The sequence below is a fragment of the Anaerobacillus sp. genome, assembly GCF_046314235.1.
Classification (GTDB): Bacteria; Bacillota; Bacilli; order Bacillales; family Anaerobacillaceae; genus Anaerobacillus.
Genome location: NZ_JBKBWN010000035.1, coordinates 1 through 12205, shown reverse-complemented (window position 1 = coordinate 12205; position 12205 = coordinate 1). Strand labels below are relative to the sequence as shown.

General features: G+C 33.6%; 15 protein-coding genes. 2 read left to right on the top strand and 13 right to left on the bottom strand.

Annotation, left to right across the window (positions count from 1 at the left end):
• Nucleotides 1-217: 217 nt before the first annotated feature.
• From ACK4M9_RS22225 to ACK4M9_RS22205, 5 genes are all read right to left on the bottom strand, one after another.
• Entirely contained in the window at nt 218-382 is a 165-nt protein-coding gene (locus ACK4M9_RS22225) for a hypothetical protein (protein ID WP_409854966.1), read from the bottom strand.
• A 41-nt stretch (nt 383-423) separates the two neighbouring features.
• On the bottom strand, nt 424-909 hold the full coding sequence (locus ACK4M9_RS22220) for a hypothetical protein (protein WP_409854964.1): 486 nt from the start codon (nt 907-909) through the stop codon (nt 424-426).
• 117 nt (nt 910-1026) lie between these two features.
• Nucleotides 1027-1548 (bottom strand): hypothetical protein, encoded by a 522-nt coding sequence (locus tag ACK4M9_RS22215; protein WP_409854963.1) that lies wholly within the window; start codon nt 1546-1548, stop codon nt 1027-1029.
• A 979-nt stretch (nt 1549-2527) separates the two neighbouring features.
• Nucleotides 2528-2629, bottom strand: a complete 102-nt coding sequence (locus tag ACK4M9_RS22210; RefSeq protein ID WP_409854962.1) for a YjcZ family sporulation protein — start codon at nt 2627-2629, stop codon at nt 2528-2530.
• Between the two features lie 135 nt (nt 2630-2764).
• Nucleotides 2765-3325 carry a CBO0543 family protein gene (locus tag ACK4M9_RS22205; RefSeq protein ID WP_409854961.1) on the bottom strand — a complete coding sequence of 187 codons (561 nt, stop codon included), beginning with the start codon at nt 3323-3325 and terminating at the stop codon, nt 2765-2767.
• Nucleotides 3326-3709: 384 nt separating this feature from the next.
• Between ACK4M9_RS22205 and ACK4M9_RS22200 the strand changes: the two genes are divergently transcribed.
• Nucleotides 3710-5707 carry a methyl-accepting chemotaxis protein gene (locus ACK4M9_RS22200; protein WP_409854960.1) on the top strand — a complete coding sequence of 666 codons (1998 nt, stop codon included), beginning with the start codon at nt 3710-3712 and terminating at the stop codon, nt 5705-5707.
• Nucleotides 5708-5975: 268 nt separating this feature from the next.
• Here the strand turns inward: ACK4M9_RS22200 and ACK4M9_RS22195 are convergent, their stop codons facing one another.
• From ACK4M9_RS22195 to ACK4M9_RS22160, 8 genes are all read right to left on the bottom strand, one after another.
• Nucleotides 5976-6464, bottom strand: a complete 489-nt coding sequence (locus ACK4M9_RS22195) for a hypothetical protein (RefSeq protein WP_409854959.1) — start codon at nt 6462-6464, stop codon at nt 5976-5978.
• Between the two features lie 95 nt (nt 6465-6559).
• On the bottom strand, nt 6560-6751 hold the full coding sequence (locus ACK4M9_RS22190; protein ID WP_409854958.1) for a hypothetical protein: 192 nt from the start codon (nt 6749-6751) through the stop codon (nt 6560-6562).
• An 82-nt stretch (nt 6752-6833) separates the two neighbouring features.
• Nucleotides 6834-7721 carry a CPBP family intramembrane glutamic endopeptidase gene (locus ACK4M9_RS22185; protein ID WP_409854957.1) on the bottom strand — a complete coding sequence of 296 codons (888 nt, stop codon included), beginning with the start codon at nt 7719-7721 and terminating at the stop codon, nt 6834-6836.
• A gap of 142 nt (nt 7722-7863) precedes the next feature.
• Nucleotides 7864-8214 carry a DUF2200 domain-containing protein gene (locus ACK4M9_RS22180; RefSeq protein WP_409854956.1) on the bottom strand — a complete coding sequence of 117 codons (351 nt, stop codon included), beginning with the start codon at nt 8212-8214 and terminating at the stop codon, nt 7864-7866.
• Between the two features lie 422 nt (nt 8215-8636).
• Complete coding sequence (locus tag ACK4M9_RS22175; RefSeq protein ID WP_409854955.1) at nt 8637-9008, bottom strand: iron chaperone; 372 nt, start codon at nt 9006-9008, stop codon at nt 8637-8639.
• Between the two features lie 163 nt (nt 9009-9171).
• On the bottom strand, nt 9172-10128 hold the full coding sequence (locus ACK4M9_RS22170) for an alpha/beta fold hydrolase (RefSeq protein ID WP_409854954.1): 957 nt from the start codon (nt 10126-10128) through the stop codon (nt 9172-9174).
• Between the two features lie 48 nt (nt 10129-10176).
• Nucleotides 10177-10338 carry a hypothetical protein gene (locus tag ACK4M9_RS22165; protein WP_409854953.1) on the bottom strand — a complete coding sequence of 54 codons (162 nt, stop codon included), beginning with the start codon at nt 10336-10338 and terminating at the stop codon, nt 10177-10179.
• A 44-nt stretch (nt 10339-10382) separates the two neighbouring features.
• Nucleotides 10383-10826, bottom strand: coding sequence for a GNAT family N-acetyltransferase (locus tag ACK4M9_RS22160; RefSeq protein WP_409854952.1), 444 nt, complete (start codon nt 10824-10826; stop codon nt 10383-10385).
• A 360-nt stretch (nt 10827-11186) separates the two neighbouring features.
• Between ACK4M9_RS22160 and ACK4M9_RS22155 the strand changes: the two genes are divergently transcribed.
• Complete coding sequence (locus ACK4M9_RS22155) at nt 11187-11810, top strand: GyrI-like domain-containing protein (protein WP_409854951.1); 624 nt, start codon at nt 11187-11189, stop codon at nt 11808-11810.
• Nucleotides 11811-12205 lie beyond the last annotated feature (395 nt).

Here is a 12205-nt window from a genome sequence, read left to right as displayed (position 1 = left end):
TATATTCATATGAATTTTCTCCTCGAATCCGAATCATCTATTTTCACTATTATACATTAAAAAAGTACCCTATAGAGATCGTCCCTTTAATAAGGTGTCCACTCTATAGGGTACAGTTTACAGGTTCACTGTCCCTCTGCTATGACATGAAGAGCCACTATTATCCTAAAACGTTGAGACAAGGGACAGGTCCCTTGTCCCCCCTTGTCCCTCTGTGCTACTGATTTCTCTTTTCAACAAATAATAGAATTAGGGTTGCAAATGGACCTAATATTAGAGAAAGCAAAAACCAGTTTAATCCCGATCTATTCTTCCCTTGGGCAAGTGCAGCATTTATCAATGCCAGTGTACCCCAGCCTACAAAATATTGGTTTTCCATCATCTGTCCTCCCCATTTTATTTATCTATAGATCCTGTTAGCTTCTAACGTTCCTCTTTAACATCTACTTCTATTGAATAAGGAATACCGAGATACGTGTATTTAATGGTTATTTTTTCAGGTGGTTCATTACCAGTAACACGTAACCCATAGTGTATGATAGTTTGTCTATCACCTTTTTCTTCTTCTATTATTCTTGTTATTTCTTCATCTCTTAACCTGGGCTTAACATCAAATTCGTTAATATTGTGAAAGGTAATCTGCTCTCCATCACGAATTGTCCCAGATACCATTTGAAGAGTCCTGCTCACACCTAATTCAACATTTTTAGCTTTCTTTCCATTAACCAATACATTTTTAAGTTTAATACTAGTAAATCCATTGTTTTCAATTGATACAATCCTTTTCGTTTCCTCATAGGTGTAAAAAGTTATACCAGGTACTGCTAATGGGGGATTTGCCTTTAAATAAATAAAGCCAACCAAAAATAAAAAAGAAATGACTCCAATTACTAAAAATAATTTTTTCAATAAAATCAACTTCCTCCGTTTATAACTTGACTTCTAAAGTGTTCATTTCCCTGCTCATTAGCACCATTACATCAGCCACAGCTTATTAAACTACTGCCTCCGTTACTGGACCAAGGATTAGTCATTATTTATGGAATTAGCTATTTTATGAAGTTCTTCTTTTGCTTGATGATCTTCATTAAAAACGAAGAAATAATGTAAATTATACTCGATACCATCTTTTAACCAGTGTAATTGTGCTGATGATAATGGCGTTTCTTGGAAGAGAGCCACTGTTCCGTCATCTAATGTTATTTCCTCATATGTATTATCTTCTTTAAATATACTAAAATTACGGTCAAAATTTGCTACGATGAACTCTATTACCCTTTCATCTTCATTAGAATGGTAAGTGATACTATATACGATTTTTTTAAAATCTCTATCCCAATCTCCTATGGTTACCGCTGACTCTTCATTTGGAAAAGGTATGTATTTTGGGAATTTAGCCTCGAACGGTAGAGCTGTAATTGCCACATCCTTTGGTACGGGTTTAAACTCTCGACCCGAGATATTATTTTCCACCTCTTCTAAACTTGAAGTATCAAGTAGATTAGAATTATCAGTAGTACACGCTACCAAGAAATCAAAGTCAAACATACAATAAAAGCAATATTAACAACTCTCATTATTGCCACTATCTCCTTCTTATAATTAATAAAAATTCCTCAAAATCATTTATCTTCAACTCTTCCGTTTCATTAATTCAGCAAGATAAAGCCTTGCTCCTTCTTCAAATAATAGTAATCTTTCTGTCTCTTTATTGTAGTTAAACTTACTCAAACTAACACCTCAACATAATTTTTTTGTACAACTGCCCCGTTAGATGAATAACTTCAACAGCATTTTGAAGCACAGAATTTTAGGAAGAAAGTTTATTATTTTCTCTTATACCACCGAGAATCAAAATGACTCCTAAAAAAAAGAATACAAAGCCTTTCGAAAACCCTATTATAAAGAATATAGCACCGACCAATAGATAGCTTGCAACCTTTGGATTTTTATAGTTAACATTTTTCAAGGTAATGCTCCTTTCTTTTTTAACTGCTGAAATCAGTTTTCCGCTTTGACATCCTACTAACAGAAGAAAAATCGTATTTTAAAGTTATATACGTATTTGGACCAATTTAGTTCCGGAAAATTGAAACTTAATCCTTTGCATCATTAATAAGTTGCATATTTGTATGGATCAATGCATGGTCCGTTTACCGAAATGCTCTGTTTTGTACAGAGGTGGTTATAATATTTCTTTCTTTTTTTGATAACTTCTCCACTGAGGACTTTAGGATATACCGAATAAGGAATTATTCGTATTCGAAATTCCCTCTTTATATTCATTATTATTAGTAGTTTCAATATCTGTACCGCCACTACAACCCATCAATAACTAAGTAACTAATACCAATAAAGATATGATTTCCCTGAGAATCCCCCCTCCTTTTCAACACCTACTTTTCCAATAAAAAAAGCGTACAAAATCATTGCGAATTTGTACGCTATTTCTAATGTTATTTGTTATTTTCTCTCTCAAAACTGAACCCGTTACTTTTGTGCTGTTGGCCCTTTTCCTTTGCTTTTATTAGTAACCAACGTACGCTGTACCAATAATGACTAATAAAATAAACAATACTAGGATTAACGCAAATCCTGCACCTGCATATCCGACATGTCCTGCACCCATTAATGTCACCCCCTTTTTCTAAAAGTTGTGGGGTAACCACACACTACAGGCTATGTAGAATTGCTTTTCTTGTATAGGTATTTCTCATTCATTTTGTATATTTGGGCAAATATGGGAAATTAAAAGATTTTCTGCCTATTTGAAATTCACCCTTCTTTTCAAAATGATTTCATCAACTAACCATTTTATTAAAACTGCCTTTAAAATGTATATAGGAAGGGAATAAATATAGCGCCAACTTTCTAATTTGTAAATTCCTAACCACACAGTTAGAGGTTCGAAAATAAATGTAAAAATTATCGCCATAACGGTATTGGCCACAATAAATTTTTTCCACGTAGGGTAATATTGGTATAAAAACATATGTGCAACAACTAATATTCCTTGATCTACAGGAATTAATCTCGGCATTATATTTATCAATTGGTAGGGATATGACCAAAGATGTAGTTCTACTCCAATATCATCCAACACTATAACAAGGACCATTAATAAAGTTCCAAATAACAATATTTGGCCTATTTTTCTTTTATCTACAAATTTCCACCAAATAATCCAAGGTATAATAAGTACAAATAAAAGTAACCACCATTGAAAAGTAAATAAATTGTGTGAAATCCAATATTCTAGTTTCATATCATTTAATTGTTGATGAATAGTACGTATTTCTTCAAAAGTGGGGTACTTTCCTGTCATTATGCCCATCCTTCTATACTCATCTTTAATTCGTTTATTTCAAATTTAGTTTCTAGTTCTTTTCGCTTATTTTCACTAAAAAAACTCCAGACCATTTAGTGCGCTTTTTCCTTTCCACCCTAAGAAAGTCAGTTTTCAATATTTTTCCTCTATAACATTTTTTTATTCAAAAGCAGGGACAGAGGGACAGGTTCTCTGTCCCTCTGCTGTGACTTAAAACTAACCACTTTTATCCTAAACGGTGGGACAAGGGACCTGTCCCCTTGTCCCCTCAAAAATGGCAACACTTAACATTCGACAAATTTCGTAACAAATCTGCATTAAGCGACTTTTTATGTTATATTCAGATTACTCTAATAATATTCAAAGGAGGTATGGATTCTTATGTTTAAGAAATTACATACAAAAATGATTTTCACATTCACTATTCTTATTCTTGTTTCGCTAAGTACTTTATCCTTTATTAACTATTCCCAAGTATCTAAACAAGTGAATACTGAGGTAAGATCAAATGCTTCAGAACAGGCTACAGAGTTAAAAAACCTGATCGACTTGTATTTAAACCAGTATAGCCTATCAATCCATCAATTTAGTCATAGTCAATCAGTCCTCAAATTCGTTGAAGCAGGAACACTAGAAGATCGGCAGCTTGCTTGGAGTGAGTTGACTAATGATTTCGCTAATTTTCTAGAGTTAAATCCGAAAATACAAATTATTTATATCGGGGACCCTAAGAAGAACATGGATACTGTGCCTCATGTTGACTTAACTAATTATGATCCAACAAGTCGACCATGGTACATTGAAGCTTCACATTCACCAGGTGAAGTCATTTGGACGGAACCTTATATTGATGAAATTACTAAAGAATATGTGATCACAGCTGCCAAAGCCATTCAGAATAGTTCAAATAAAGTTATGGGCGTCATTGGAATTGATATATCTCTTGACGAACTAGAAGCATTAGTAACTAATGTTCAAGTTAGCCATAATGGTTATCCATTTCTTTTTGACCAAAGTGGTCGTGCACTTGTTCACCCAACAATGCGTGGTGAAGATTTAAGTGATTTATCGTTTGTAAATGAAATGTACCAATCTAGTTTAAATGGAATTATTGATTATAATTTTGAAGAAGTTAACCGGGTTTTAATTTACGATTCTTTGGATACTACAGGTTGGAAGGTCGGTACTGTTTATATTGATAAACATTTAAAAGAAACTGCGAATGGACTCCGTAATACAAATGTATTAGTTTCGATCATTATTATTATTATTGCTATCGTTATAACCTATGGAATATCAATTAATATCTCTCGACCTATCAGCAATTTGACGAAGGAAATCCACAAAATTGCAAATGGAGATTTAACAATATCCTTTACTTCGAAATCAAAGGATGAGGTTGGACAACTTACTGAAAGCTTGAGCAAGATGGTATCTAATCTTAAGCAATTAATTGAGGCAGTTGGAGGTTCAGCTAAAACAATCGGGTTCTCATCTGAGAATTTAAGTGCAATCGCAGAAGAAACCACAGCTTCAAATGAAGAGGTTGCTAGGGCTGTTACTGAGATTGCCAATGGAACTACAGAAGTTGCTAGCACTTGCGAGGATACTAATAAAAGAACATCGGAACTATCAAATTTGATTGAAGATGTTACAACGCAAATTATAAATATAAAACAATTATCAAACCAATCGGAAAACGAAAATCATAAAGGGATGCAACAGGTCGAAGCGTTAAGAAGTTCAACAAAGGAATCAACTAAGGTAATTGATTCAGTTCAAACAGTTATTCATAGTCTTTCTACAAAAATAAATGATATTGAAAAAATTATGCATGCGATTTCCACCATTTCTGACCAAACTAACCTCCTAGCTTTAAATGCATCAATTGAGGCAGCTAGGGCTGGCGAGCACGGCAAAGGTTTTGCAGTAGTTGCTAACGAAGTACGAAAATTAGCGGATGAATCAAATAAAGCGACTGAAGAGGTTCGTCAAACACTTTCGATCATTCAAAATGAGGCAAAACATGCGGTAAATGAAATGTCTGCTACCCAATTAATATCTTCAATGCAAAACCAATCAGTAGAAAGCACTGAAAAAACGTTTTCTGCAATCTCTGACGTAACATTCAAAATGATTGCATCAATGGAAACTCTTACAAACCAAATAAATAAGGTGAATAGCTACAAAGAAGAAGTCGTAGGATCTATTCAAGATATATCTGGAATGGTTGAAGAATTTGCAGCTGCAAGTGAAGAAGTAAGCGCTAGTGCATCTGAACAAATTGTAGCTATCCAAACAGTAGCTGACCAAGCTCAACAATTAAGAGAGTCTAGCGAGGAGCTCGAACTATTAATTCAAAAGTTTAAATTATCATAACCGGGACAGAGGGACAGGTTCTCTGTCCCATTTTTCATCGATCGTTTTAAAATATGGGACAAGGGACCTGTCCCCTTGTCCCTTCCTTTCAAAATTTTCTCTCCTCTATCCATACATATTTCACCAAACACAATTAACCTCATTAACATAACTGTTTCAATAATAAAACAAGCGTTCTGCTTGTTCCACTAAAGGTCACAGTCAGCGTTGACAACTACTTTAAGTTGCTTCTCAACATAAAAGATGTGAAGACATAAACAATTTTTTCTTAGTCCAAAATTGGAATAATTTCAAGAAAATCGTAAGGAACATCGTGAATGGCATAAAATAAACGAGAGTTTTCTGTTATAGGCAGTTCTTTTTCATTTTTATCACCAAGTATTTTTATTTGTTTGATACTTTTATCGAAAGCCTTTCCTACTAAAATTGAAATCTTTGTCCCTTGCTTAGTCTTAATATCAAATCCCATTGTTGAATAAGGACTATCACCATCAAAATCGCTATATGGCCGGTCTCTATACCAACTAAATCCCTTTTTACTTTCTGTTATACTCGCAACACCTAACGCCTTATTTAGTTCAAAAAATACTATCGTTTCACCACTATATTCCTCAATAGATAATAAAATTGCGTTTGAACTTTCTTGTTCCAATCCATATTTAATTGCGTCTTCCTTTGTGTTATACCATTTAGAGTTATCTTGGATGCAACCTACCAAAAATGTAATGAACAAAAATAATAGAATTAATTTCTTCAAAATATCACTTCCCAGAATGAGTTATTTACTGAGTTAACCTGTTTCCTTAGCACCACAAGCTCATCTTAAAAAATTTTTCAACAACGTCTATGCTATTAACTACTAAAACTCGCAATTGTAATCGTTCCAACAATGTATACCAATGAAATAGTCATCCAAAAAGTATTTTTTGCTGTCTCAGCATCATTTACAGCAGAGATTTTCCTAATAATTTCAACTAAATTTAGACAAAATACTATCGCTAATATAGGATTTAAAAAAATAGCAGCGTATAATAAAAATTCCATAAGTTTCCCCTTTTTAGTTTAGTTCTTTTTCATTAACCTCGACAGTGGCACCTCCTGCTCTTTTGTTCAAGTTTCCATTGACTTAGGCACTTTTCAATTTGTTACTTTCATATGGGGTTACCTTTACTCCTTTTGGATACAGTCGATAAATTATGTAGATCATAACAGGAGTTAAAATAAAGAAAATGATGGTACCTATGTTAAGTACTATCTGAAAATAATCGAAAAATTGTTTTAATTCCACTGGATCTATCGTTGCCTCTGTTGTCGTATTAAAAATCACTTCTAGAAACTGAGGACTTATAGCTATTAAGTTATTCAATCCATGCAAAATAATCGGGATAATCAACTTTTTTGTTTTTACATAAATGATACAAGCAAATATCCCAAATATAAAATGTCCAATGAAACCTTGATTAAAATGAATGGCAGAAAAAATAATAGAGCTAAAAATCATTGCTTTCCCAAGACCAATTGTTTCTCCCCACCGATTAAATAAGAAACCTCTAAAGAGCAATTCTTCTGCGATTGGTGCAAAAACTACCGCAGCTACTACATATAATAAAAGTATTAAACCTGAAATCTGTGGGGCATCCGCTGCTGAAATGATTATCTCTTGAATGAAATCCTCCATGTTAGTAAATAAATTTAGCAAAGTTAAAACTGCTAAAATTGAAAAGAATGTGATAAACACTTGGATAGATATATACTTTAGCAACGATTCATTTCGAATCGATAAATTCCCAATTACGAATTCTCTCTCTATTCCATCTGTTTTAAATTCGTGAAAAAGAATAAAAATTATCCCTGTATATGAAACTATTGAATAAAGACTAATTATCATAGTAATATCAATATCCAAGAGGAACGCCGCTAATAGGAAAACTACTAGAGTTAACATCATAAACAAAACTATTTTAATTAAAACTGACCAAACACTTACTTTTTTAAAACTAAGTACATTTGACATTTATTTAGCTCCTAATATAGTGAATTTTTTCCAGGGACAGAGGGACAGGTTCTCTGTCCCAGTGTTATCGCTTACTGAGTCAGTATTAACTTAAACAATGGGACAAGGAACCTGTCCCATTGTCCCTACCAAGTTTTAAATGTTATTTACGTAAAATCTTCTCCATCTTTTTTCCCTTTGCTAGCTCATCGATCAGCTTATCCAAATAGCGAATTTCCTGCATAGTTCGTTCTTTAACTTCTTCTACTCGGACACCGCAGACCACACCTTTGATCAAGTTCCGTGCTGGATTTAGCTGAGGAGCTTCCTCAAAGAAAGTCTCAAAATCTGTCTGTTTTTCAAGTTGTACTTCTAACTCTTCCTGGCTATACCCTGTCAACCAACGGATGATATCATCGACTTCTGTTTTCAAACGTCCTTTTTTCTCGGCCTTCGTAACATAATGAGGATAGACACTTGCGAAACTCATTGTATAGATCTTATGTTTGTTCATAATAAATACTTCCTTCCTTAGGAATTATTGCTCCCAGCATGGGAATTTTAATTTTGATAGTTATTTTATGCCGATCTAGTTCCCCACATCCTATATCTCTAATATGTCCACCAAAACTATTTATAGTTCATAGAAAAGCATAACAACAATCTTTTGTGGTTTAAATTCCATATGTGTTTATACTACTTTTTTTATAAAAACTAAATGATATACCCAAGCGCTTTATTATGTTTTAAGAGACTACAGGGAGTACTTAATATATTTTCAGTAAATAATTGCTCGCTTAATTTTAACATAATATGCCAAATTTCCTAGATTTATTTTCTTTTAAACACATAATTGGTATTATATCAACAAAAAAAAACAACCAATTAGTATGCTAATTTGGTTGCTAACGACTAGTAGGAACGAGGCCACGCTCCCTACTTTCGCCAAAAATTTGTGAGATCTGCTTTATCTCGAATATTGAATTTAATTATTTTCTCAAGCAAGTCGTAATTTACTTGCTTCTTCCACGGAATTCTAAACAAGCCTTTAGTTGAGGTGTACCCCGATTGAGTTATCTCATCTGCAAACTTAACCATCGTTAATTCTTCTGGTGCAACGCTCATATGTTGCTTCGATGTAGAAAAACCGATGATATAAGTACCATGATCAGAAAACATTGGTGTGTTCCACTTAATTTGCCCTTCCAAGTGAGGAAATTTCTCTTCTATCCAAGTTAATATTTCTTCTATCCGGGCGCGATGATCAGGATTATCTATTCCTTCTAAATACTTCGCAAATACTTGCAAATTAAAACCTCCTAAATCAAAATCAAATAATTATTCGCCATTCACATAAAACAGCCGTAATCGAAATTCATTATAAACGAAATACTTGTTCAGGACTAAATGGATATTTCCATTCAAAAACCCAAATTTTTAAGCTTTCATAAATTCTTGTTGTATAGTATTGCTACGCATTAAGTAATAAATCATCAGTAATCTCTGCAATCCTGTCTACATTGTTTAAATAAATAAAGTGTGTTCCGTCTAGTATTTCATATTTTGCGTGCTTACCAACCCGTTCAAGATGTTTATGTTGATATTCCTGGGGTGTCATTTTAAACTTTTTAAGCTGTGAATTCGAAGTTTCATAGGTCTGTTTTGATATGACTTTAAAATATGGGACATGGTTTGGGAATGGAAGATCTATAGTTTGTTTTATAAAATCTGATGAACTTGCTATCTGCTCTAAAACAGTATTATTGATCGAAAAGCCAGCAAAGGTAATCATTGCATTTATCTCTTTTTCTGTATATCCATTTGCGAGTAATTTCTTTTTGTTTACGGTTAAAGGTGCTAAAAATGAGATGGTGCCTGTGGCTTGTTGAAATTTTGCAATTGGAAGTATAGATTTAACAATGGCCGGCATTTCGTCATAAAACGCAGTAGTTGTGCCATCAAGTGAGATAATAGCTTCTACTTCATTCGGATATTTCGCAGCATAATATTCACTAAAAACACTTGATATTGAGTGTGGCATCAACACATACGGTGCTTTAAAGCCCGCCTGGTTAAGTACAGCTCTTATTTCTTCAACATAATTTTCACTGGTACGTGGTCTTGATGTTTGGCTGCTAAAGCCTACACCAAAATACTCGACAATAACAACCTTGTATGTTTCACTGAGTTTACGCATAAGTGGTCCAAAATCAGCACTCGGTAGCCCAACACCCATACCAGGTAGTAATACGATTGTCTTCTCTCCACTTCCCATTGAATAGATATGCATTTGTCCGTCTTCAACCTCAACTAATTGACCATATGGCTTTATTTGTTTCAATTTCCCTTTGAAATAAGTAGTATGTAAAATTCCGCCAATTAACATAAGGACCGCAATCACTGCAACTATTATACCGAATATAATCATAACTTCTCCCCTTTTTATTTTAAGTTTGGGCAATCATAATTCCCTCGTTTAATTTTCCTCGACTGGTGATGAAATAATTGAAATATCCCTGGCTTTTCTATTTTCCGCTAATTCAAAGTTGTATTTTAAAATTAGTTGGCGTAGTTCCTCAATAAATTGGGAGAATTCTGTATCACTCATCATCAGTACTGTATACTGATTAGTTTCCATCTAATTTGACACAAGTATAGTAGAGTTGTTACTAGTAACCAATATTATGTTAGCGTTAATTCATACTGATAAAATTGCGAATTTTGAATGTATCCATTTTTTTCATATAATCTTTGGGCAGAATGATTTTCTACTGCTGTACTCAAACTAATTCCCTTTGCTCCTGTTTCTATAGCATAGGCTTTTGCTTTATGTAAAAGCATCTGTGCTACTCCTTTTTTTCGCGCGGCAACTTCTACATACAAGTCATTTAATATCCAAGCTCTTTTCATAGATATTGATGAAAATGTAGGATAAAGTTGCGTAAATCCTAAATACTTTTCTTTATCTTTAACGACAAATATAACAGATTCTTTGCTTTCTATCCGTTTTTTTATGTAAGCCTTAGCACCTTCGAAATCCTCTGCTTGCTCGTAAAACATCCGATACATATTAAATAAATTTGACACTCCTTCTAAATCTTCCAACGTAGCTTGATATATTTCCACTAAATCCCTTCCTCTCTAAAGTTATTTTTCTATTTCCTTTCCCTGGGCAAGTAGGACAGGTTTACTATCCAATTTCTATTTATATAGCGATCGAATATTACCCTAAAAAGTTGGATAAGGTTCCTGTGATCTATGCTCCTTGTACACCCATCTTACTACAAATCGAAGTAGTTTCCCATTTTATTCCGGTATTTTATAGCTAATATGGGTGTACTCCCACTAAGAATTTGGCTTTTCGTGTTAAACTTAGTATACGAAAACCGTTATTTTGCTAACTAACAACAGTGAAGTTAAAAGCTATTTAAAGTACTGAAAATAATGGAGAAACATTGTCAAAAGATCTTGAAGGGAACGATTTTTATGAAATACGAATGGAGAAAACAAGAGAAGGAATTATATCTCCCAAAGCAAAAACCGGAAATTGTAACAATACCAGAACAGAAGTTTTTTTCGATAAAGGGAAAAGGGAACCCAAATGAGGAAGAATTCGCGGAGAAAATAGGTGTTCTTTATTCATTGGCATATGCGGTCAGAATGATGCCAAAACAAGGCTACACTCCAAATGGATATTATGAATATACTGTCTATCCACTAGAAGGTATATGGGATTTAACAGACGAGGGCAGAAAATTAGCTAATTTAAATAAGGATGAATTATTATATACCATTATGATAAGGCAACCCGATTTTGTAACAAAAGAAGTTGTAGAAAGAGCGTTCCAAAGCACAGAAAAAAAGAAACCTCACCCATTCTTAAAGGATGTAACTTTCGGTACATACCAAGATGGTTTGTGTGTCCAAATGCTTCATATAGGTCCATATGATGATGAACCAAAAAGTTTTGAGTTGATGAATGAATTTTTAAAATTTAACAATCTTGAAAGAACTTCGTTACAGCATAGAGAAATATATCTATCTGACTTTAGAAAAGTAGAACCTACAAAATTAAAAACTGTTTTGAGATATAAGGTTGAGAAGAATTAATAATGGGACACAGGGACTGGTCCTCTGTCCCACTGTTAAATATTTGCAATCCATAATCAGAACCTCGAGTATGAATAGAAATTTCAAAACAAAAATAGATAAAATAAGTGATTAGACCTTAGAAATTATTATGGGGACACAAGTATTACAGATGATTTTTGGGTAAAGTTTATTACAGATTTAGAACAGAATACCGAAGCATTTTTAATGACTGTAAACTATGCTCATATGGGTGAAGCACTTGGATTTTAAACATGGACAGGGGGACAGTAAACTGTAAACTGTACCCTATGTCAAGGACACATTGAAGAGGGACACTAAGCCACTCTAAGAAGATGATTTCTGTATTGAACAGGAGTCATCTTCTTTAAATCCCATTGATATCTTGTATTGTT

Bases quoted from the DNA above. Each gene is read 5' to 3' on its own strand.
- ACK4M9_RS22180 (WP_409854956.1), bottom strand. From the start codon at position 8,214: ATGAACAAACATAAGATCTATACAATGAGTTTCGCAAGTGTCTATCCT.
- ACK4M9_RS22205 (WP_409854961.1), bottom strand. From the start codon at position 3,325: ATGACAGGAAAGTACCCCACTTTTGAAGAAATACGTACTATTCATCAA.
- ACK4M9_RS22200 (WP_409854960.1), top strand. From the start codon at position 3,710: ATGTTTAAGAAATTACATACAAAAATGATTTTCACATTCACTATTCTT.
- ACK4M9_RS22215 (WP_409854963.1), bottom strand. From the start codon at position 1,548: ATGTTTGACTTTGATTTCTTGGTAGCGTGTACTACTGATAATTCTAAT.
- ACK4M9_RS22185 (WP_409854957.1), bottom strand. From the start codon at position 7,721: ATGTCAAATGTACTTAGTTTTAAAAAAGTAAGTGTTTGGTCAGTTTTA.
- ACK4M9_RS22170 (WP_409854954.1), bottom strand. From the start codon at position 10,128: ATGATTATATTCGGTATAATAGTTGCAGTGATTGCGGTCCTTATGTTA.
- ACK4M9_RS22190 (WP_409854958.1), bottom strand. From the start codon at position 6,751: ATGGAATTTTTATTATACGCTGCTATTTTTTTAAATCCTATATTAGCG.
- ACK4M9_RS22210 (WP_409854962.1), bottom strand. From the start codon at position 2,629: ATGGGTGCAGGACATGTCGGATATGCAGGTGCAGGATTTGCGTTAATC.
- ACK4M9_RS22165 (WP_409854953.1), bottom strand. From the start codon at position 10,338: ATGGAAACTAATCAGTATACAGTACTGATGATGAGTGATACAGAATTC.
- ACK4M9_RS22155 (WP_409854951.1), top strand. From the start codon at position 11,187: ATGAAATACGAATGGAGAAAACAAGAGAAGGAATTATATCTCCCAAAG.
- ACK4M9_RS22225 (WP_409854966.1), bottom strand. From the start codon at position 382: ATGATGGAAAACCAATATTTTGTAGGCTGGGGTACACTGGCATTGATA.